Raw genomic sequence first — 19,770 nt, forward strand, 5'->3', positions numbered from 1 at the left:
CCGTCAGAATATGCCTATAATCGCCGCCACTTTTAGGCCAATCCGGCCATGTCATATGGCCAACTACGGGGGCAACGCCCAATGAGCTACAGCAAGATTCCGGCTGGCAAAGACCTGCCGAACGACATCTACGTCGCCATCGAGATTCCGGCCAACCACGCGCCGATCAAATACGAAATCGACAAAGACAGCGACTGCCTGTTCGTTGACCGTTTCATGGCCACCCCGATGTTCTACCCGGCCAACTACGGTTTTATCCCGAACACCCTGGCCGACGACGGTGACCCCCTCGACGTGCTGGTCGTAACCCCTTACCCGGTTACCCCAGGCTCGGTCATCCGCGCTCGCCCAGTCGGCATCCTGCACATGACCGACGACGGCGGTGGCGATGCCAAAGTGATCGCCGTGCCACACGACAAGCTGTCCCAGCTGTACGTGGACGTGAAGGAATACACCGACCTGCCGCCACTGCTGCTGGAACAGATCAAGCACTTCTTCGAGAACTACAAAGACCTCGAAAAAGGCAAATGGGTGAAGATCGACGGTTGGGGCAACGCAGACGCCGCCCGCGCCGAAATCATGAAGTCGGTCGCGGCCTACAAAGGCTGATACCGGCTACTCATTGCCTCGGCAATTGAAAAAGCCCCGATGATTCGGGGCTTTTTTTGTGGGAAAAACTAAACTAAAAGTTCAACACTTTAAAAACTTAGTTTAATTCAACTTAAAATCCGAAGTAACGAGCTACAACTAAGCAAAAACCTACAGACCCAACTCAACGCATGGTTTATTTGATGTATTTTTCCGGCCAGTAAACTCTGCGTTTATGAATACATCAGGTGATCGCTTAAAAGCGCTATTACGGGAAGTTCATCTTTCCGCCTCCGACTTCGCCAAGAACCGTGGTGTCACGCCTCAACACGTGAACAACTGGTTCAAACGCGGTGTACCCATGGGCCGACTCAACGAGATCGCAGAACTGCTGTGCATCTCCAGCCGTTGGCTACGCACCGGCGAAGGCCCCAAACACCCACCGGCCAACTTCCTGCTGGAAGGCCCCGGCACCAGGAAAGGACTCCTCACCCGCGAAGAAACTGGCAAATACCTCACAGGCCCCGCCTGCCGCCCGGAAAAAATCGACGTGGAAATCCCCCTCCACCCCACCTTCACCTCAACCGAACGCATCCGCGTCTCCCTGCACACCCTCGAAACCCTCAACGTCAATCCCGACCGCGCGCTGGGCGCCTACATGGTCGACAACAGCATGATCGACATCATCCAACAAGGCGCCACCCTCGCCATCGACAAAGGCCGCACCCAAATCATCGACGGCGAAATCTACGCCGTCGAACACGACGGAATGCTCCGCATCAAATACCTCTACAACCGCCCAGGGGGTGGTTTGCGCATGCGCAGCCACAATGCCGGCGAACACCCGGATGAATACCTGACCCACGAACAACGGTTTGAGCAGAACTTCCAGATTGTGGGGTGGGTGTTCTGGTGGTCCACGTTGAATAACCGTAGGCCGCCGGTGCCGCTGGATGAGCATTTATTGGGCTGGGAAGGCTCTAAATCGGATCCGGAGGTGGGCAACTGAAGTGAATGTGGGTATCATGCGCCGCACATTTGGCAGGGGGTTGCGTTGCGCTATCCACCCTGCTCGGCGATGCGGAGGATTTCCCGCGGATGCCCCTACTATTCAGCCCGACGCAATGTGGGCTGAGCGATTTGAAGGCTGCTGAGGTTTGTCAAAAACAAGCTGAGGCAGTCAGCGAGAAGCCGGCCACAAGCCGGCTTTTTAATATCTGACGGTCCCCACAATTGTCCAACAGCTATTGGACAATTGAGTAATCAAAAGCGGGTTGCTATACCCTGCCCTTCTCTCAGTCGCCTTACGCGGGCTGCAAACACTCCACAGCCAGATCCGCCACCATCTCCACCAAATGCATCACCGCTCTCTGCGGCGCACCCAATAGCTCCCCAAGCACCTGCGAAGTAGCCACCGCACACTGCAGCAACTCAGCCACACGCCCCCAGGCATCCTCAAAGCTGAATTCTTCATTCACGACAAATGGATTGGTTGCACGCGAAGACTGCGAATCTGAAATAACGTTATCCATAGCAAAACCTCTAGCGGTAAGTGATTACCACCGTCCTTTCGCGACTAAACAATCAGTGGCGGCGGCCGTACGCAGGTTAGTCGACCGGCCGCTAGGCACCGGCGCACCCGAGGGTGCCCTGCGCACAGCCACCATAAAGTGCAGGTGAGAAGACACATGTCTTTGAGATGGCGCTTGCGCCTAGCGAGGTCCGGGCGACTAAACCCGATCACTGAATAGGCAGTGACGATCCGCAGCCTAGTCACGCATTCCGCTGGTGCAATGCGCTGGGATTCTCTCGGAAACGTCCTGCAAATGAAAGCGATCCGCCCTGCTGGCCCTTGAAAATCACACCACACTCCCCGTGTTCCCCTCCCGCACACCTGTGTTCCCAGGTGACATCTTCCTGCGCTCCCCCCCATCCCATAAACCCAAAATGAAACGTCCTACATCCATATCTAAACAAGCCGTTTAACCCCTAATTCCCCACCTCCCTCCTCCGCTGGCCCAAAACCTGCTTATTGAACACCGTACAATAAATCCGGCGTCCAGCCGGTCTACCACCCACTACCGCTGCAAACGCAGCTTGAGGAATGCGGATGTCCACTATGAGGTTTCACCCATCCAACCACGGCTTGGCGCGATCACTGAAGGAGCGCCATGTCATGTTGATCGCTATCGGCGGGATTATCGGGGCCGGTTTGTTTTTGGGGTCGGGCAAGGCGATTGCCACGGCGGGACCGGCATTGTTGCTGGCGTATGCGTTGTGTGGAGGGATGATTTATTTGATTGCGCGGGCGCTGGGGGAGTTGTCGTTGTATCGGCCCAGCAGTGGGTCGTTTGCGACGTATGCGGAGGAGTTTTTAGGGCCGCGGGTGGCGTTTATCACGGGGTGGTCGTATTGGATGATCTGGATCCTGGTGGGGGTGTTGGAGGTAACGGGGATCGGTCTGTTGATGAAGTACTGGTTCCCGGAATTGCCGCAGTGGATTCCGGCGTTGGTCACCACGGGCGTGCTGATGGTGATCAATTTGTTTGCGGTGCGCACGTTTGGCGAGGTGGAGTTCTGGCTGGCGTTGATCAAGGTGTTGACGATTGTCGGGCTGATCGGCGCGGGGCTGGTGATTCTGGTGTTTGGGTTGGAGACATCGACACAGACGACACCTTCCGTCACCAACCTGTGGCGCCACGATGGCTTTTTTCCGAATGGCTGGAGTGGTTTCTGGTACGCGATTCCGGTGGCGGCGTTTACGTTTGCCGGGGTTGAGGTGATTGGCCTGGTAGCGGCGGAGACGGCCGAGCCGCAGCGTACGTTGCCACGGGCGATCAATAGCATCATTTGGCGGATGGCGATTTTCTATCTGGGGTCGACTGCGGTGATCATGGCGCTCTACCCCTGGAATCAGATTGATACGTCGCAAAGCCCGTTCGTGATGGTGTTCGACAGCATTGGCCTGGGGGTGGCGGCGGGCCTCATCAATTTCGTGGTGATCAGTGCGCTGGCGTCGTCGTGCAATACCGGGTTGTTTGCGACCAGCCGCATGCTGTTTGCTTTGTCGCACATTCAACAGGCGCCGCGCCAGCTGCAGGTGTTGAGCCCGCGACAAGTGCCAGCGCGTTGCCTGATGGTGTCGACAGCCATTCTGCTGGTGGGGGTGCTGCTGAATTACTTGATACCGGAGAGCATTTTCAGCCTGCTGATCACCGGGATACTGGGCCTGCTGATTTGGGTGTGGGCGGTGATCATCACATCGCACATGGCGTATCGGCGCAAGGTGCAACGGGGTGAAGCGCCGGAGGTGGCATATCGCTTGCCCTGGGCCCGGGTCAGCAGCGTGGTGGTGTTGGGTTTTCTTGGTGTGCTGACGGTGTTGGTGATTCGCGATCCGGAGACGCGAGCGGCGTTCTATGTGGCGTCGGCCTGGTTTGCGCTGCTGTTGCTGGTGTATCCGAAACCTTCTGCAACGACGGAGGTGAACGATGTCTTGGGCGCCTGATAGCCGTGTGCTGGACCACTGCATTGAGCGTTACATCCGTGCCAACCCAAACAGCGCACGCCAGTTGGAATGGGCGGCGCGGGTGATGCCCGGCGGCAACACGCGCTCGGTACTGTTTTATGAACCCTTTCCATTGGTGATGTCGGCTGGGAAAGGCTGCTTTCTCGACGACGTGGACGGTCATTGCTATATCGACTTTTTGGCCGAGTACACCGCAGCGCTGTATGGACACTCCCATCCGGTGATCACCCACGCGCTGACCAAGGCAATGGCGAACGGGCTTAACCTCAGTGCTCACAATGAGTTGGAGGCACGCCTGGCGACATTGATTGTGGAGCGTTTCGGCTGTATCGAGCAGACGCGCTTTACCAATTCCGGCACCGAAGCAAATTTACTCGCGCTGGCGGCGGCAAAAGCCTACACGGGACGCGAAGCAATCATAGCGTTTAACGGCGGTTATCACGGCGGCGTGCTGAGCTTCGCCGGGCCGGCCACGAAGATGAATGTGCCGCACCGGATGCACATGGCCGACTACAACGATTTGTGCAGCGTCGAGCGTTTGCTGGCAGAGCATCCGGGCGAATGCGCCGCAATCCTGGTGGAGCCGATGCTCGGCGCGGGCGGATGTATCTGCGCCGAAGACGGTTTTCTCGAGGGGTTGCGGACGTTGAGCCAGGCATACGGTGCGCTGTTGATTTTCGATGAGGTAATGACCTCGCGCCTTGCCCCCGGCGGCTTGCAGGAAAAGCTCGGCGTAACGCCCGACCTGATGACCCTGGGCAAGTACCTGGGCGGCGGCATGCCGTGTGGGATGCTGGGCGGGCGACGGGACATCATGGCGCAATTCGACCCGCGCCAGGGGAGCCTCTCCCATGCAGGCACCTTCAACAACAATGTGCTGACCATGGCGGCGGGGATCGCGGGGTTGGAGCAGGTGTATACCCGCGCCGAGGCGATAAGACTGAATGCCCGAGGCGATCTGTTGCGCGGGCAACTCAACGAGGTGCTGGCACACATGCCCATGCAATTTACCGGGCAAGGTTCGGTGATGAACCTGCATCCTACAGCCTTGCCAATTCGTCGGCCTGCAGACAGTCCAACGGATCGAAACAGCCTACGGGACTTGTTCTTTTTTCACCTGCTCGAATGTGGCATTTACAGCGCACGCCGTGGGCTGCTTGTGTTGAGCTTGCCATTGACGGAGCGGGAACTGACCCTCCTGGTGACGGCGACGCAGTCATTCGTGGACCGCTATGGAGAGGTGTTGACTGCCGACTGACGTACGTTCCGCGAGAGCGACAGCGAATCGGCGACCGGCTATCCTTTCGCCGTCGCTCAACCGGAACCCACCACCATGACCAGCAAAACCGCGAACCCGCGAGGCAGGCGTAAGAAGGCCACTGGCGAAGCGTCCGAAAACCCACTGAACAAGGACGTCATCGTCGCCGCCGCATTGGCGCTGATCGACCGCGATGGCCTGGAGAAATGCAGCCTGCGCAACCTGGCAAACGACCTGGGGGTTTATCCAACGGCCATCTATTGGTACGTCTCGTCGCGCGAATTGCTGCTGGGTGAGGTGCTGGCCAAAGTCCTGGAACATGTAGCACCGGCTCCCCAAGAGCATTGGCAGGATTATCTGCGGGCGGCGATGGTCAACTGCCACAACGCGGTGCATGAGCACCCGAATATCGCGCCGTTGCTGGGTGCGCAATTGGTGTCCAACACCCGCACCGATTTCACCTTGGTGGAAGGTGTATTGGCGGCGCTGCAACAGGCCGGTTTCAGTGGCCCGAGCTTGGCGGGCGCCTACAACACGTTTATCGCCGCGCTGGCAGGCTTCACCACTCTGGAGTTTGCGCCGCTGCCAGACAACACCGAGGCGTGGCAGTGCCAAGTGCAAGAAAGCCTGCAGTGCGTCGATGCCGAGCAACACCCTACCCTTGTGCAGAATATGGCTCAACTGAGCAATCGCGGTTTCAGCCTGCGTTGGCAAAACGGTATACACGCGGCACTGGATGAAAGCTTTGCGTTCTATGTCGATACCATCCTCTGCGGCCTGGAAACCTTGGCTGCACGTCGCTGAAAAATTACGCAACACAACCTCAAAACCACTTAATTGTACGACGTACAATTTGTCGTTACAGTCCGCCACGCATAAGCACCCATGACCCGAATAACAATAACGTCAGAGGTCTTTTATCGTGACAATTTCATTCAACGACGTGGTCCAGGGCCAACGGCTTTGGCAACCCTCCCCTGAGCATATCCAGCACACCTACCTAACCCGTTACCTGAATTGGCTCAAGCATGAGCGCGGCCTGAGTTTTGTTGACTACGCCGCGCTTTGGCAGTGGTCGGTGAACGATCTGGACGCTTTCTGGCAATCCATCTGGGATCATTTCCAGGTGCAGGCCAGCTGCCCTCCTCAGGCGGTGCTCGGCCAACGTACGATGCCGGGCGCACAGTGGTTCCCAGGTGCACGGCTGAATTTTGCCGAACACATTTTGCGCAACGAGCGGGCTGGCGACGCGCTGCTCTACCTCAGCGAGACCTGCGCCCTGCAAGGCCTGCCCTGGGCGGAGTTTGCAGGTCAGGTGCGCACGCTGGCCACGTACCTGCGCGAGCTGGGCGTGGTACCGGGCGATCGGGTGGTGGCTTACTTGCCCAACGTTCCCGAGACGATGATCGCTCTGTGCGCATGTGCCGCCATTGGCGCGATCTGGGCCAGCTGTTCGCCGGATTTCGGAGCGGAGGGCGTGCTGGATCGGGTGCGCCAGTTGGCCCCCAAAGTTCTGCTGGCGGTGGATGGCTATCGCTACGGTGGCAAGGTGTTCGACCGGCGCGAGCAGGTTCGGCGGATCCTGTGCGAGCTGGGCAGTATCGAGCATTTGATCCTGCTGCCGACCCTGTATCCCGATGAACCGATCACCCTGCCCAATGCCCTCGACTGGCACACGCTGCACCTGCGCCCTACGGTGCGTGCGGCCGATTTCCACTGCGAGCAACTGCCTTTCGATCACCCGCTCTGGGTGCTGTTTTCTTCCGGTACCACGGGGCTGCCCAAAGCCATCGTCCAAAGCCACGGCGGGATCCTGCTGGAGCAATTGAAGGCCCTGCATCTGCATCTGGATTTCCGTTCCGGCGATACGGCGCTCATCTTCACCACCACCGGTTGGATGATGTGGAACACCTTGTTCAGCGCACTGCTGTGCGGCGTGTGCCCGGTGCTCTACGACGGCCACCCGACCTGGCCGGCCAGCGATACGCTGTGGCAAATCGCGCAGGACAGCCGCGCCAGTTTCTTCGGCACCAGCCCTACCTTTATCGAACTGATGAACCGCCAGGCCATCGTGCCCGGCGAGCACTTCGACCTGAGCGCGCTGCGCACGGTGATGCTCGTTGGCTCGCCGGTTTCACCACAATGCAATGCCTGGTTTTACCGCAACCTGAAAGCCGATATGTGGGTGACCACGGGCAGCGGTGGCACCGATATCTGCTCCGGGTTGGTGAGTGGCGTGCCGACACTGCCCGTGCATGCGGGCGAAATACAGGCCCGTGCACTGGGTGTAGATGCCCATGCGTTTGATGAACACGGCCAACCGGTACTCGATCAGGTCGGCGAATTGGTAGTTACGTCGCCCATGCCATCGATGCCAGTGTACTTCTGGGATGATCCTACAGGCGAGCGTTACCGGCAGAGCTATTTCCAGCCCTGGTCCGGCGTATGGCGCCATGGGGATTTTTTCCTGCTCAATGCGCGTGGCGGCTGTCAGGTGCTGGGGCGTTCGGATGCAACCCTGAACCGCTTTGGCGTGAGGATCGGCACCGCGGAAATCTACCGCGCGCTGGAGCCGATCACGCAAATCGAGGATGCGCTGATCGTCAATCTGGACCTGCCTGAAGGTGGTTTTTTCATGCCGCTGTTCGTGCAGTTGCAACCTGGCGCCGAACTGGACGACGCGCTGCAACAACGGGTGCGCGAGTGCCTGCGCCTGTCGTGTACACCGCGACATGTACCGGACTGCATCATCGCCGTGCCACTGATTCCCATGACCCTCACCGGTAAAAAAATGGAAGTGCCGGTGCGCCGGATCATGATGGGCCACGACCCGCGAAAAGTCGCCAACCCGAGTGCCATGCGCGACCCGCACGCGCTGGCGTTTTTTATCGAGTACGCCAATCGGAGCCATCAGCCATGAGAGGCAAAGCCTTTATCGTCGGCGCTTATGAACATCCTATCCGGCATGCCGTAGACCGCTCCCTGGCGCAATTGCATGCGGACGTGGCCCGAGGCGCCCTGGCCGATGCGGGGTTGAGCCTCAGCGATGTCGACGGCTACTTCTGCGCCGGCGACGTGCCGGGTTGGGAAGCGCCGGGTGTGGGGCCGTTCTCCATGGTCGAGTACCTAGGCATACGGCCTCGGCACCTGGAGACCACAGAAAGTTGGGGATCGTCTTACCTTCACCATGTCGCCCAGGCCACGCGCGCTATCGCCGACAGGCGCTGCAGCGTGGCGTTGATCACCCAGGCCGGGCGCCCGCGAGCCGAGCACAAACGCCCGGACGCCAGTCACCGCGATCAACCACAAACGACCTGCGAAGCCCCCTTTGAAATACCCTACGGCGCCGCGGTGACCAACCTGTACGCCATGTGCGCGATGCGTCACCACTACCAGTACGGTACCAGCGCCGAGCAATTGGCCTGGATCAAAGTCGCGGCGTCGCACCATGCCCAGCACAACCCCCAGGCCATGTTGCGCCAGCGGGTGACCGTGGACGACGTACTGAACTCACCCATCATCGCCGCGCCCTTGCGACGCCTGGACTGCTGCGTGATCAGCGATGGCGGCGGCGCACTGGTGGTCGCCCACCCATCCATTGCCCGCTCGCTCAAGCGACCATTGATTACGCCCATCGGCGCAGGTTATTCGATCAACCATCTGAATGGCGGCTACTTCGACCTGCTGGCTTCCGCCGCCGTGCAATCGGGTGCCGATGCGTTCGCCCAGGCACGACTCAAGCCCGGCGATATCCGCTACGCCTCGCTGTACGACAGTTTCACCATCACGGTTTTGATCCAGCTGGAAAACCTGGGTTTCTGCGCCGCCGGTCAAGGGGGCGCCTTCGTCGCCGACGGCAAGCTGATCAGTGGTGTCGGCCCGTTGGCGGTCAACACTGACGGTGGCGGACTGTGCAACAACCATCCCGGCCATCGCGGCGGCATGGCCAGGCTGATCGAAGCAGTACGCCAACTACGCGGCGAAGCACACCCGGCGGTACAGCGGCCCGACTGCGCACTGGCGCTGGCTCACGGCACCGGCGGCCTGCTGGGATCCCGGCACGGAAGCGCCACGCTTATTCTGGAGCGATTTTGATATGCACCTGACATCACCACACATCACCGCCGAAAGCGCGCCGTTCTGGGACGCGGCCAACCACGACCAACTGCTGCTGCGCCGCTGCCTGGACACCGGCCAAGCCTACCACTACCCCCGCGACCACAGCCCGTTCACCGGCACCGCGGCCACCGACTGGATCACCGCCAGCGGCAACGCCACGTTGTACAGCTTTACCTACAGCGCGGCGCAGTGCCTGGCTTACGTGACGCTGGATGAAGGGCCGACCCTGTTGTCGCTCATCCAGTGTGAAAATCCTCGGCATCTACGCATCGGACAGCGGCTCAAGGTGGCGTTCGCACCGACCCCGAGCGGACAGAAAATCCCGGTCTTTGTATTGTCTGATTCGAGTTAACAGTAAGACTGTGCGTGGCGTTCCCGACCTTGTCGGCGCATCAGCACTGAGCCTGTCGCGGGTTTGATTGCGAGGCGGTTCCAGAATGGGACTGCTGCGCAGTCCAGCGCGAGGCAAGCTCGCTCACCACAAGTGACAGTCCCTGCCTGTTAGCCTGAGCCCCCCAGGAAGGGTTCTCAATCCAATATCAAATGCGGCAAAAACCGGCTCGAATCCTTGGTAATCAAACTATTATCCTCCCGCACCCCAATCCCCGCCGCCTGGTCCCCAATCACCCAAGACCCAATCAACGTGTAGCTGTCCCCAAACCGCGGCAACGGCGCAAATTCCTGAAGAATAAACGGCGCATCCGTATAAGGCCCGTCCTCCTTCACAATCAGCCCATCGGCCGTTTGCAGCTCGATGTTCGCCCCTTCCCGCGAGAAGAATGGCTTGCGCACCCATCCCTTCGGCACAGCTTTACCCGGTTCGGTATCCAGGTGGGCCGCGAGCAGATTCGGGTGGCCTTTGTTGAATTCCCACAGCAGCGGCAGGATGCCTTTATTGGAAATGATGGATTTCCATGCTGGCTCGAAAAACTGTGTGTCGCTCTCGGCAATCGCGGCGCCGAAGGGTTCGTGGAAGATGAATTCCCAGGCGTGCAGTTTGAACAGGTGGGGAATCCAGCGATCCTGTAGGTCGACGAAGCGGCCTTCGCTGGTCAGGCCGATGTCTTCGATGTCGATGTGGCGCGATTCGATGCCGACTTTTTCCGCGACCAGGCGCAGGTAGTCGGTGGTGCCTTTGTCTTCGACCGAATCTTTCATCGAGGCGAAGTAGAACGGCTGGTTGATCTGCAGTTGCGCGAAGGCCTGGTGCAGTTTGGTGTCGATGCTGTTGAACTGGTCGGCATGCTTGGGCAGCAGGCCGCGTTCGATGCATTGCTCGAGCCAGCCCCATTGGAACGCCGCGGCCTCGTAGAGGCTGGTCGGTGTGTCGTAGTTGAGTTCCAGCAGCTTGGCGGGGCCGGTGCCGTTGTAGGAGAAGTCCATGCGCCCGTACAGGTGCGGGTGGCCTTCGAGCCATGAGGTTTTGATCATGTCGAAGAAGGGCGCGGGGATGCTCAGGCGTTCGAGCAGTTCTTCGCTCTGGACCACGCGGGCGACGAGGTCCATGCACATGTCATGGATCTCGGTGGTCGGGTCTTCGAGGTCGTGCTCGATTTGCTTGAGCGTGAACTGGTAATAAGCGCGCTCGTCCCAGTAGGGTTCGTTGTCGATGGTATGGAACAGAAAGCCGAGGTTTTCAGCCGTCTGTTTCCAGTCATGACGCTCTGCGCAATGGATTTTCTTCATGGCCCGGTTTCCTTAACTGCTCGACCCGCCGCCGCCCCAGCCGCTGCGTGCGCTGGCCTTGCTGCCGAAGCCGCCACGGGAGGTGGCCGACGCCACGGAGCTCGACTGGCTGGAGGTGCGCAGCGTGTTGGTGTAATTGCTGCTGCCGTACCGGGCTTGATTCGAGCGGCCAAACGTCGCGCCACTGGAGACGCGCTGGTTGAGCGTGGAGTTGCCGTAGTTACCGCGATCATCGCGATAGCGGTACACCGGCTCGGAGCGGTAGCTGTTGCGATTGTTGCTCAGCATGTTGCCGATGAGCAGGCCGGTCAGCAGGCTGCTGGTGGAGAAGCCGGAGCCGCCGCTTGCCTGAGCGTTGCCCGCCTGGGCGTTGGCCGCGTCTACCTGGGATTGTGTCACCTGGCCTTCGGCGGTCAGTTCGAAACCGCCCAGCTTGGGAATGAACTGGCCATTGGAGTCCAGTTGGCACCAGCCGGCGACAAAGTCGGCATCGCAATCGGCCTGGCTGGCGTATACCGGGGCGATGCGGCGATGCTCGGCCATGGCCGTCATGTAGGCATCCGAACAGACGTCCACCGGCAGTTTTTCATCGGCGCATTGCTGCACCGACTGGAAGTTGTACTTCTTCTGCAAATCGTAGGTTTTTTCCGTCGGCCCGCAGCCGGATATCGCCATGGCGACCGACGCTGCCAGCGAAAGCTGGACGTACTTGCTTCGTTTCATCGGGAGCTCCGTGCGCAATCAGTTCTGGGTAGGTGTCATGCAGGCAGCATTCAACATGCCGACGCTGATGGCCACGGCCGCCACATAGATGCCCGCTGCGAGCTCGCCTCTCTTGATGCGCTCGGAAGTGCCTTTGAGCACGAGGCTGGTGAGCAGAAACGCCAGGAGTTGGACGACGGCTGCGATCACCGCCCAGACGACGAAGTCGAGGATGCTGATCGAATAAGCAATCACGTTGCTGGCCGGAATGGCGAAACCGACGATGGCGCCGCCCAGGGCGACTGCCGCGGAAACGTTGCCCGCCCGGATCAGCTCGAACTCCTTGTGCGGGGTGACGCGGGTGTAGATGAACTGGAACAGCGCAAACAGTACGGCAGCCCCCAGGATGTAGGTGACAAACCCGAGCACGGCGGCTTTGTTCAGGGAGATGGAGAGAGCTTCTAGCATGGACTTCTTCCTTTTTTAGAGCGCATTCAAGTCGGTTGTGTACAGCGAAATGCCCAGCGACGTGCTCAGGCTGACGGTGCCTTCAGCGTCTTCTTCGACAGAGAACAGCAGAAACTCGCGGCGATCGGTCAGGCCGGTGTCACGGGCATATAGCATCGAACGGTGCTCGACGCTGTAGGAGTCCTCGGGGTTTATCACCTGCTCGCTCATGGCCACCAATTCCGTCTGGCCAGCCTCGCTGCCCCACACGCGCGTGTATTCGACGCCGTTGTGGGTGTAGGTCGGCAACCCGATCGGGCTCTGCGGCCCCGCCAGCCGGCGCAATTCAGCTTCGCTGCTGATAGTGACGTAGCTCAGGTAGTTGAACAGGATCACAGACTCGACCTGCCCGGCGATGTCGCCCGTGGTGTGCACCTGCAGCCAGTAATCCTCGTCGTTCATGTAGTAGCGCGACAGCCAGGTCGACTGCCCGAGGTCAACGGTGCCGTTACTCCAGATTTCCTGGGAGCCGGGGATAACCACTGTGGTCTTCCCGTCGAGCAACAACTTCAGGGTCGTGTCGAATATCACGCCTTTGCCCGGCGCCAGGCCAAGCGGCCCGGTGGTCGGCAGCGGTTCGGCGGCGCCTTTCGAGTGTGTATTCGCTTGCGGGGCCTCAAGCCCCATCAACTGTTTAAACCATCCCATTGGAGATTTCCTTGAGGCGGGTGGAGGCAATGTAGAAGAGTTCGCCGCCTTCAACGCGCGTGGCGCTGGGCGGGTTGATCGACGGTTGCGGGGCACCTTTGGCGCGATAGCCGATGAGGGTGGCGTTGTGGCGCTCTTTCATCTGGGTGTACAGATCGCCGAACGTGGCTTCAAACGCCTCGGGCAATCTCATCAGGTATTGGGTGGCCCCCTGCCCCACGCACAGCAGCTCATTAATGACCACCGACGAGCCCGGGTCCTGAGAGGCGCGCACCAGCATTTCGATGGCCATGCTTGAGGTGCATTCCAGGCTGGGGGCGTAGGAACTGGCCAGTGCGGCGATCTCACTTGCATTGAAGTGGGCGACCACGTGCCCGACTGGATTCAATTGATTCACCGCCAGCACGGTGGCCAGCGTCAGATCGTCAGACGGGGTTCGCACCAGCACACGCTCGGCACCGGGCACACCGGCACGCAGCAACAGCGCTGTGGAGGACAAGCTCTCACCACGGATAAAGGCCGCCTTGCCCGGCATCGGGTTTTCTTCAAGGGTGCAATCGCAGATGACGATCAGGTTGTCGTTCGAGGTTTCGTCTTGCAGCAACAACTCGATGACCCGTTCACTGGACGCGCCCTCCCAGCCAATGAGCACGGTATGGCCGATTTTGCCGGTGAAATCGCCTTTGCCCTTCATGCCTTTTCTCCATGCATCGATGACAGTGCTGGTGGTTTTGCCGATGGCCGCCGTCAGCAGCGCAATGCCCCCGAGCATGACCCAGGTCGCCACGAACAAGCGTCCCAAAGAGGTCTGCGGCGATAGATCGCCATAGCCGACGGTCAGCGTGGTGGTGAGATAGAAGTAAACAAACGTGGCGGGCGCGGTGAGGTGTTGTTCGCCCAGAACCACCAGGCCCAGATAAGCCGTGCTCAGGTGTACCCCCAAGGCAATCACCAGGCCTGCCCAGCCGAAGCGGTGAAAGAGGGAAGCGGCGTACCTGCGCAACAAAAGAAAAATCGGCATTGCGTCCCTGACTCCCTGGGTGCTCAAGTGCGTTCAGCCGGCATTAAACCTGCTGCGTGGTTGAGAGAGAAGTACCTTGGCGGCAATAAATCCGGCGAAGGCACCAAACAGATGCCCTTCGAAGGAAACGCCTTGGCGAGGCAGGAAGCCAAGGACCAGTCCGCCATACAGTACCGCCACCACACCGGCCGTGATCAGGTTGCTCCAGCTCCTGTGGAACCAGGCGCGAGACAACAGGTAGGCCCACAACCCGAACACCCAGCCGCTGGCCCCCACGTGTATGCCCGCAAAACCGAACAGCCAGACCAGCGAACCGCCCAGCAGGAGGATGATCGCGCTGACGGTCACAAACCGATTGAGCCCTTCGATCATCACCAGGGTGCCCAGGATCACAAAGGCAATCAGGTTGGCACTCAGGTGGGCAAACGACCCGTGCAAAAACGGCGAGGTGAGGATGCCGGGCAGGCCCTGCAGCGTCCTCGGGATCAGGCCGAACGTCATCAGGCTGTAACCGGTCGCTGCATTGAGCAATTGCAGCGCGACCATGAACAGCGCCAGGCCTGCGATTGTCTTGAAACCCTTCAGGGCATCCATCCTGACCTCGACGTAAAAAAGAAGGGCAGACACTGCCCTTCCTGCGGCGACGTTGCTTACTCGGCCGATTTTTGCTTCAGACGCTCCAGAATGGCATTGGCGCTGCCTTCGTTCGGCGTGATGCCGGCGTCGCGCAGCTTGCGCTCCAGGTCGGTCCCGGTCGATGCATCTGCCAGCTCATCCTGGGCTTGCAGCTCAGCGGCGCGTTGCTGCTGCTTGGCCTGCAAGCGATTCAGCGTACCGACGGCGGTTTCCAGCTTGCCGTTGGCACCGCCGCTGGCGATGGAAGCGCTGACCTGGGCCTTCTGTACGCTGTCGCGTGCCTTGGCCATGTCCACTTGCTGGCGCAGGCTTTTGATCCGGCTTTCGGCCTTGGTGATGTCCTTGCGCATGCCTTCCGCGTAGCCACCGAACTCGGTGGCTTGCTTATGCTCGACATCCCGCTCGTTGGTCAGGGTCGAGATGGCTTCGGCCACTTCCAGGGCGAGGTCTTCACGATTGGCCTGCAGGGCAGCCACGGCCTTGGACTCCAGGTCCTTGATCTTGGCGTCGTACTCGTTGACGCGATCAGTCGCCAGTTTGTGCTTGGCCATGATGCTCACCAGCTCACGCTTGGCGTTGGCCAGCGCGGTGTCGGCATCGCGGATTTCCTGATCGAGGATGCGCAGGGCCTGTTGGTCGACGATCGATTCGCCGACTTCGTTGGCACCGCCACGCAGCGCGGTGAACAATTTGCTCCAGATGGACTGAGTCATTGGATACTCCCGAATACTTAATTGAAGAAACGTTCGAAGGCTTCGCTGGCGCGCTGCACGTTGTCGACCAGGGTTTTCACCTCGGTGACGATATTGGTCAGGCTGGAGTCGGAGCTCAATGCACCGAACATGTTGTAGACCACTTGCCCGTTAGGCATGGACTCGATGCCGATGGAGGACAGCGGGAACATTTCCCGGCTGCGCAACACCGCGTCATTGAATTTAGCGACATCGTTGATGGACTCGACATCGACCAGAACGGTGTCGACGATGATCTGCTCGCCCACCACTGCGATGTAAATCGGCAGGCCACCGAAATCGTTCATTTCCAGCTTGATGCTGGACTCGGAGCCTTGAACCAGAGAAAGCGTAATGTCCTTGGACACCACGTCATCCAGGGCCTGAAGAGCGGTGAAGAGGCGATCGATATTCCAGTTGGTACCTGCGCTCATGAAATTCTCCGACATGAATGAGCCAGCCAGAATCGGCTGGCGAAGCTGTTTCTCCATCTGCTTGAGCAAGCTTCGGTTTTCGGGAAGCACCCAAGTCTCGTGTTTCACGTAGCCGGCGGCCGCCAGGCCTGCACGCATCTGCTTCATGTAAAAGCTCGATGGCTTTTTCGCGGACGGCTTCAAGCGCTCTCCCTTGAGGCTTGCTGAATCGGTATCGGGCCCTTTAGGCGGACTCGATGGAGAGCTGCTTTCCATGGTACTGACCTCGCTGTGAAAAACTCACGCGTGAGAAAATCTACAGGCATTTTTAGCCACACTCAATAGCTCACGCGTGAGATTTTTTGACTTACTTTTTCGATCATCAAAAGGACAAATCCTGCTGACAACCCATGAATTGTCGCCTTTGAGTTGACGGTATTACCCATTCCAGCCGATTTATCCCCCAGCATCCACCCATTAATCTGTGCCCATGTTGAACGCAACGCCCAACCAACCTGAACAAAAAAGGATTCAACCATGAGCACTCCAACCTACAACCGCTTGAACAAAGACGACGCCGTAGTCCTGCTGGTCGACCACCAGACCGGCCTGATTTCCCTGGTGCAGGACTTCTCGCCCAACGAGTTCAAGAACAACGTGCTGGCCCTGGCCGACCTGGCCAAGTTCTTCAACCTGCCGACCATCCTCACCACCAGCTTCGAACAAGGCCCCAACGGCCCGCTGGTACCGGAGTTGAAAGAGATGTTCCCGGACGCGCCGTACATCGCCCGCCCCGGCCAGATCAATGCCTGGGACAACGAAGACTTCGTCAAGGCAATCAAAGCCACCGGCCGCAAGCAGATCATCATCGCCGGCGTGGTCACGGATGTATGCGTAGCGTTCCCGACCTTGTCGGCACTGGCGGAAGGTTTTGAGGTGTTTGTGGTGACCGATGCTTCCGGCACGTTCAACACCACGGTGCAGCAGGCGGCGTGGAGCCGGATGACCCAGGCCGGTGCGCAGTTGATGAACTGGTTCTCGGTAGCCTGTGAGCTGCACCGCGACTGGCGCAACGATATCGAAGGCCTGGGCAATCTGTTGTCCCAGCGCATTCCCAACTATCGCAACTTGATGAATGGGTATGCGGCGCTGACGGCTCACCAGAAGTAAGTCAGCCGAGATTCGCGATTAGCCTGCTTTGAAAAGCAGGCTTTCGTTATTCAACCGAGCTTCCAACTTAAAGAACCACAGCGCACTGCTCTTCGATCAGCATGATCGCCATTTAAAGTAGCCCCCAACTGTGATTTGGGGCTGACTATTACGCGACCTTCGTAAGCCCTTTCTGATTTTCCCCACCGTTCATCCAGCCGCTTTTTACTGCGGCAGACAAATTTCACATCACAAAAACTACAGAAAACACCGATCACCAGACTAGACCCTGAGCCAAATCCACAGCACAATCGGCTCACCAAATGAGCCGAATAACTCTCTTTATTCGGCTCACGCACCCAGGCATTCCACCATGGCTCATCCGCACTGGATCTGGCAACACGCCGACTGGCCTCACTTCCACTGGCAACCCGGTCGCCTCGCGGCTTTGCTGCGCGAGTGCGGACAAGCCCAGGGCAAGTTGTTGGGCATGCTCGGCTCCGTCAGCCAGGCAGTCAGCGCACAGAATGAACTGGATGCGCTGCTGCAAAATATCCTGACGTCCTCGGCGATTGAGGGTGAGCAGTTGAATGTCGGCTCGGTGCGCTCGTCCCTGGCAAGGCGGATGGGCCTGGAAGCGATGGAAGGCGGTCAGGTAAGCCGCCGCAGCGAAGGCCTCGCCGAGTTGATGATGGATGCCACTCAACAATTCACCCAGCCGTTTACCCTCGCCCGCCTATTGAACTGGCATCACTTATTGTTCCCGGGCCCGGAAGCGGGCTATGCCGCTCGAGCGCTCAATATTGGATCCTTGAGGGGAGATGAGCCGATGCAAGTGGTGTCGGGCCGGCTTGATCAGCCGACCGTGCATTTCGAGGCCCCGCCACGTCTGGGACTGGAGCAGGCACTGGCGGATTTCCTGGAGTGGTTCGAAACCAGCCGCGATCAGCCGGAACTGGACCCATTGGTACGCGCCGGCGTCGCGCACTTCTGGTTTGTCACACTGCACCCCTTTGATGACGGCAATGGTCGCCTGACACGGGCTATCACCGATTTGGCACTGGCCCAGGGTGAACACCAGGCCATCCGTTTCTATGCCATGTCAGCCAGCATCCTCGAAGACCGCACCGGCTACTACAACGCGCTGGAATCCAGCCAGAAGTCCTCCCTGGATATCACTGCCTGGCTGGAGTGGTTCCTTAAAACCCTGTTACGCAGCGTGCAGCAGGCCATGGCGCGGATTGACCGGGTGCTGGAAAACAGTCGCTTCTGGCAGCAACACCGCGACGTCCCTTTGTCGGCTGAACAGATCAAGGTCCTCAATCGACTGCTCGACGGTGGTGAGAAGGGCTTCGAACACGGCATCAGCGCGGCGCAGTACCAGGCGGTGGCAAAGGTATCCAAGGCGACAGCGACGCGACACCTGGCGGACCTGCTGGAAAAAAACTGCCTGGTCCGTCTCCCCGGAGGCGGCCGCAGCACGCGTTATCAGGTCAATACAGGGGGCGAGTGACACCCCACTCATTTGCCCGCTCATTTGCCCAGAATCCCCATGTCTGCTAGTGTCGCGCCGGTTTACCGTCTACCGGAATAGCCGCCATGGCCCGCAAAAAAGTTGCACTCGATTTCGAACAATCCCTCGCCGACCTGCAAACATTGGTCGAGCGTCTGGAGAACGGCGAGTTGTCGCTGGAGGACTCGCTGACGGCGTTTGAGCAAGGCATCGGCCTGACCCGTGACTGCCAGAGCGCGTTGGCGCAGGCGGAGCAGAAGGTCCAGGTATTGCTGGAGCGTGACGGAGAGTTGGCCGAAGAACCTTTCGACGCGGAACAGCCGGAATGATCGACGCGTATCAGGCCAGTAGCCAAGCCCGGGTGAATGCGGCGCTGGAGCCCTTGTTTGTTGCGCCAAGCCCGGAAATGAAGCGTCTGTATGAAGCCATGCGCTACAGCGTGATGAATGGCGGCAAGCGCGTGCGCCCGTTGCTCGCGTATGCGGCCTGTGAAGCGCTGGGCGCGCCGGCCGAACAGGCCAACGGTGCCGCCTGTGCGGTCGAGTTGATTCACGCCTATTCCCTGGTACACGACGATTTGCCGGCCATGGACGACGACGATCTGCGTCGTGGCCAGCCCACCACCCATAAGGCCTTTGATGAAGCCTATGCGATCCTCGCCGGCGATGGCTTGCAGAGCCTGGCGTTCAGCGCGTTGCTGGACCCACGCTTGAGCAGCGTCAACGCCGAGATTCGCCTGCGCATGGTCACGGCCCTGGCCCTGGCTGCCGGCCCTGCGGGCATGGTGGGCGGGCAAGCGATCGACATGGGTTCGGTCAGCGTCAAGCTGGATCAAAAAGCCCTTGAGCACATGCACCGCCACAAGACCGGCGCACTGATTGAAGCCGCCGTGCACTTGGGCGCCCTGGCCAGCGGGCGTGCCGAAACCGCGCAATTGGCGGCCCTGCAGACCTATTCCCGGGCCATTGGCCTGGCGTTCCAGGTGCAGGACGACATTCTCGACGTGGAAAGCGATACCGCCACCCTGGGCAAACGCCAGGGCGCCGATATCGCACGGGACAAACCGACTTATCCTGCACTGCTCGGGCTGCAAGCCGCCAAGGGCTACGCCGTGGAACTACGCGACCAGGCGCTGGACGCCCTGCGACCTTTCGACGCGGCAGCCGAGCCGCTGCGTGACCTGGCGCGGTATATCGTCGAACGCCGCCACTGATTACGGCGGCCATTGCAGCCGCATATCGGCCAAGTTCGGCGCTCTGCGTGGGCAGTT

22 protein-coding genes are annotated in these 19,770 nt (G+C 59.6%); 12 read left to right on the plus strand and 10 right to left on the minus strand.

What is annotated here, in order from left to right; translation table 11 throughout:
- Window positions 1-81: 81 nt before the first annotated feature.
- On the plus strand, window positions 82-609 hold the full coding sequence (gene ppa, locus J3D60_RS17690) for an inorganic diphosphatase (protein ID WP_065924892.1): 528 nt from the start codon (window positions 82-84) through the stop codon (window positions 607-609).
- 214 nt (window positions 610-823) lie between these two features.
- A complete protein-coding gene (locus J3D60_RS17695; protein ID WP_065938378.1) occupies window positions 824-1,597 on the plus strand; it encodes a S24 family peptidase in 774 nt (257 codons plus the stop codon).
- 295 nt (window positions 1,598-1,892) lie between these two features.
- Here the strand turns inward: J3D60_RS17695 and J3D60_RS17700 are convergent, their stop codons facing one another.
- On the minus strand, window positions 1,893-2,120 hold the full coding sequence (locus J3D60_RS17700) for a hypothetical protein (protein WP_253492189.1): 228 nt from the start codon (window positions 2,118-2,120) through the stop codon (window positions 1,893-1,895).
- 644 nt (window positions 2,121-2,764) lie between these two features.
- Between J3D60_RS17700 and J3D60_RS17705 the strand changes: the two genes are divergently transcribed.
- The 6 genes from J3D60_RS17705 to J3D60_RS17730 all read left to right on the plus strand — a co-directional run bounded on the left by J3D60_RS17705 (window position 2,765) and on the right by J3D60_RS17730 (window position 9,846).
- Entirely contained in the window at window positions 2,765-4,096 is a 1,332-nt protein-coding gene (locus J3D60_RS17705; RefSeq protein ID WP_253492190.1) for an amino acid permease, read from the plus strand.
- Window positions 4,080-5,375 (plus strand): aspartate aminotransferase family protein, encoded by a 1,296-nt coding sequence (locus tag J3D60_RS17710; RefSeq protein WP_253492191.1) that lies wholly within the window; start codon window positions 4,080-4,082, stop codon window positions 5,373-5,375. The genes J3D60_RS17705 and J3D60_RS17710 overlap by 17 nt, the downstream gene beginning before the upstream one ends.
- A gap of 75 nt (window positions 5,376-5,450) precedes the next feature.
- A complete protein-coding gene (locus tag J3D60_RS17715; protein ID WP_065938382.1) occupies window positions 5,451-6,179 on the plus strand; it encodes a TetR/AcrR family transcriptional regulator C-terminal domain-containing protein in 729 nt (242 codons plus the stop codon).
- Between the two features lie 118 nt (window positions 6,180-6,297).
- Window positions 6,298-8,295 (plus strand): acetoacetate--CoA ligase, encoded by a 1,998-nt coding sequence (locus tag J3D60_RS17720; RefSeq protein WP_253492194.1) that lies wholly within the window; start codon window positions 6,298-6,300, stop codon window positions 8,293-8,295.
- The gene (locus J3D60_RS17725; protein WP_065938383.1) at window positions 8,292-9,470 is read left to right on the plus strand and encodes a thiolase domain-containing protein; all 1,179 of its coding nucleotides are present in this window, start codon (window positions 8,292-8,294) and stop codon (window positions 9,468-9,470) included. The genes J3D60_RS17720 and J3D60_RS17725 overlap by 4 nt, the downstream gene beginning before the upstream one ends.
- Before the next feature lies 1 nt (window position 9,471).
- Complete coding sequence (locus tag J3D60_RS17730) at window positions 9,472-9,846, plus strand: Zn-ribbon domain-containing OB-fold protein (RefSeq protein ID WP_065938384.1); 375 nt, start codon at window positions 9,472-9,474, stop codon at window positions 9,844-9,846.
- A 176-nt stretch (window positions 9,847-10,022) separates the two neighbouring features.
- On the opposite strand, the gene J3D60_RS17735 is transcribed toward J3D60_RS17730, so the two are convergent.
- From J3D60_RS17735 to J3D60_RS17775, 9 genes are all read right to left on the minus strand, one after another.
- Window positions 10,023-11,180 (minus strand): glutathionylspermidine synthase family protein, encoded by a 1,158-nt coding sequence (locus J3D60_RS17735; protein WP_065924894.1) that lies wholly within the window; start codon window positions 11,178-11,180, stop codon window positions 10,023-10,025.
- 12 nt (window positions 11,181-11,192) lie between these two features.
- Entirely contained in the window at window positions 11,193-11,903 is a 711-nt protein-coding gene (locus J3D60_RS17740; protein WP_253492196.1) for a DUF1190 domain-containing protein, read from the minus strand.
- A gap of 18 nt (window positions 11,904-11,921) precedes the next feature.
- Window positions 11,922-12,350, minus strand: a complete 429-nt coding sequence (locus tag J3D60_RS17745; protein WP_027605210.1) for a DUF350 domain-containing protein — start codon at window positions 12,348-12,350, stop codon at window positions 11,922-11,924.
- A gap of 15 nt (window positions 12,351-12,365) precedes the next feature.
- Entirely contained in the window at window positions 12,366-13,037 is a 672-nt protein-coding gene (locus J3D60_RS17750; RefSeq protein ID WP_108574246.1) for a DUF2491 family protein, read from the minus strand.
- On the minus strand, window positions 13,024-14,058 hold the full coding sequence (locus J3D60_RS17755) for an ion channel (protein WP_065924897.1): 1,035 nt from the start codon (window positions 14,056-14,058) through the stop codon (window positions 13,024-13,026). Before J3D60_RS17755 ends, J3D60_RS17750 begins: the two co-directional genes overlap by 14 nt.
- 33 nt (window positions 14,059-14,091) lie before the next feature.
- Window positions 14,092-14,652 carry a rhomboid family intramembrane serine protease gene (locus tag J3D60_RS17760; protein WP_253492198.1) on the minus strand — a complete coding sequence of 187 codons (561 nt, stop codon included), beginning with the start codon at window positions 14,650-14,652 and terminating at the stop codon, window positions 14,092-14,094.
- 56 nt (window positions 14,653-14,708) lie between these two features.
- A complete protein-coding gene (locus J3D60_RS17765) occupies window positions 14,709-15,407 on the minus strand; it encodes a PspA/IM30 family protein (RefSeq protein ID WP_027605206.1) in 699 nt (232 codons plus the stop codon).
- Between the two features lie 17 nt (window positions 15,408-15,424).
- Complete coding sequence (locus J3D60_RS17770; protein ID WP_027605205.1) at window positions 15,425-16,006, minus strand: YjfI family protein; 582 nt, start codon at window positions 16,004-16,006, stop codon at window positions 15,425-15,427.
- A gap of 170 nt (window positions 16,007-16,176) precedes the next feature.
- Window positions 16,177-16,377, minus strand: a complete 201-nt coding sequence (locus J3D60_RS17775) for a hypothetical protein (RefSeq protein ID WP_141696507.1) — start codon at window positions 16,375-16,377, stop codon at window positions 16,177-16,179.
- Here J3D60_RS17775 and ycaC point away from each other — a divergent pair.
- From ycaC to ispA, 4 genes are all read left to right on the plus strand, one after another.
- Complete coding sequence (ycaC, locus tag J3D60_RS17780; protein ID WP_027605204.1) at window positions 16,376-17,008, plus strand: isochorismate family cysteine hydrolase YcaC; 633 nt, start codon at window positions 16,376-16,378, stop codon at window positions 17,006-17,008. The genes J3D60_RS17775 and ycaC overlap by 2 nt on opposite strands.
- Window positions 17,009-17,360: 352 nt before the next feature.
- Window positions 17,361-18,500, plus strand: coding sequence for a Fic family protein (locus J3D60_RS17785; protein ID WP_253492200.1), 1,140 nt, complete (start codon window positions 17,361-17,363; stop codon window positions 18,498-18,500).
- Window positions 18,501-18,586: 86 nt separating this feature from the next.
- Window positions 18,587-18,829, plus strand: coding sequence for an exodeoxyribonuclease VII small subunit (locus tag J3D60_RS17790; protein WP_003176346.1), 243 nt, complete (start codon window positions 18,587-18,589; stop codon window positions 18,827-18,829).
- A complete protein-coding gene (gene ispA / locus J3D60_RS17795; RefSeq protein WP_027605202.1) occupies window positions 18,826-19,713 on the plus strand; it encodes a (2E,6E)-farnesyl diphosphate synthase in 888 nt (295 codons plus the stop codon). The genes J3D60_RS17790 and ispA overlap by 4 nt, the downstream gene beginning before the upstream one ends.
- Window positions 19,714-19,770 lie beyond the last annotated feature (57 nt).

The sequence above is a fragment of the Pseudomonas sp. S3E17 genome, from assembly GCF_024168685.1.
Classification (GTDB): domain Bacteria; phylum Pseudomonadota; class Gammaproteobacteria; order Pseudomonadales; family Pseudomonadaceae; genus Aquipseudomonas; species Aquipseudomonas marginalis.

Excerpts from the sequence above, each read along its gene's own strand:
- ppa (WP_065924892.1), top strand. The coding sequence starts at position 82 with ATGAGCTACAGCAAGATTCCGGCTGGCAAAGACCTGCCGAACGACATC.
- J3D60_RS17695 (WP_065938378.1), top strand. The coding sequence starts at position 824 with ATGAATACATCAGGTGATCGCTTAAAAGCGCTATTACGGGAAGTTCAT.
- J3D60_RS17700 (WP_253492189.1), bottom strand. The coding sequence starts at position 2,120 with ATGGATAACGTTATTTCAGATTCGCAGTCTTCGCGTGCAACCAATCCA.
- J3D60_RS17705 (WP_253492190.1), top strand. The coding sequence starts at position 2,765 with ATGTTGATCGCTATCGGCGGGATTATCGGGGCCGGTTTGTTTTTGGGG.
- J3D60_RS17710 (WP_253492191.1), top strand. The coding sequence starts at position 4,080 with ATGTCTTGGGCGCCTGATAGCCGTGTGCTGGACCACTGCATTGAGCGT.
- J3D60_RS17715 (WP_065938382.1), top strand. The coding sequence starts at position 5,451 with ATGACCAGCAAAACCGCGAACCCGCGAGGCAGGCGTAAGAAGGCCACT.
- J3D60_RS17725 (WP_065938383.1), top strand. The coding sequence starts at position 8,292 with ATGAGAGGCAAAGCCTTTATCGTCGGCGCTTATGAACATCCTATCCGG.
- J3D60_RS17730 (WP_065938384.1), top strand. The coding sequence starts at position 9,472 with ATGCACCTGACATCACCACACATCACCGCCGAAAGCGCGCCGTTCTGG.
- J3D60_RS17735 (WP_065924894.1), bottom strand. The coding sequence starts at position 11,180 with ATGAAGAAAATCCATTGCGCAGAGCGTCATGACTGGAAACAGACGGCT.
- J3D60_RS17740 (WP_253492196.1), bottom strand. The coding sequence starts at position 11,903 with ATGAAACGAAGCAAGTACGTCCAGCTTTCGCTGGCAGCGTCGGTCGCC.
- J3D60_RS17745 (WP_027605210.1), bottom strand. The coding sequence starts at position 12,350 with ATGCTAGAAGCTCTCTCCATCTCCCTGAACAAAGCCGCCGTGCTCGGG.
- J3D60_RS17750 (WP_108574246.1), bottom strand. The coding sequence starts at position 13,037 with ATGGGATGGTTTAAACAGTTGATGGGGCTTGAGGCCCCGCAAGCGAAT.
- J3D60_RS17755 (WP_065924897.1), bottom strand. The coding sequence starts at position 14,058 with ATGCCGATTTTTCTTTTGTTGCGCAGGTACGCCGCTTCCCTCTTTCAC.
- J3D60_RS17760 (WP_253492198.1), bottom strand. The coding sequence starts at position 14,652 with ATGGATGCCCTGAAGGGTTTCAAGACAATCGCAGGCCTGGCGCTGTTC.
- J3D60_RS17765 (WP_027605206.1), bottom strand. The coding sequence starts at position 15,407 with ATGACTCAGTCCATCTGGAGCAAATTGTTCACCGCGCTGCGTGGCGGT.
- J3D60_RS17770 (WP_027605205.1), bottom strand. The coding sequence starts at position 16,006 with ATGAAGCAGATGCGTGCAGGCCTGGCGGCCGCCGGCTACGTGAAACAC.
- ycaC (WP_027605204.1), top strand. The coding sequence starts at position 16,376 with ATGAGCACTCCAACCTACAACCGCTTGAACAAAGACGACGCCGTAGTC.
- J3D60_RS17775 (WP_141696507.1), bottom strand. The coding sequence starts at position 16,377 with ATGGTTGAATCCTTTTTTGTTCAGGTTGGTTGGGCGTTGCGTTCAACA.
- J3D60_RS17785 (WP_253492200.1), top strand. The coding sequence starts at position 17,361 with ATGGCTCATCCGCACTGGATCTGGCAACACGCCGACTGGCCTCACTTC.
- J3D60_RS17790 (WP_003176346.1), top strand. The coding sequence starts at position 18,587 with ATGGCCCGCAAAAAAGTTGCACTCGATTTCGAACAATCCCTCGCCGAC.
- ispA (WP_027605202.1), top strand. The coding sequence starts at position 18,826 with ATGATCGACGCGTATCAGGCCAGTAGCCAAGCCCGGGTGAATGCGGCG.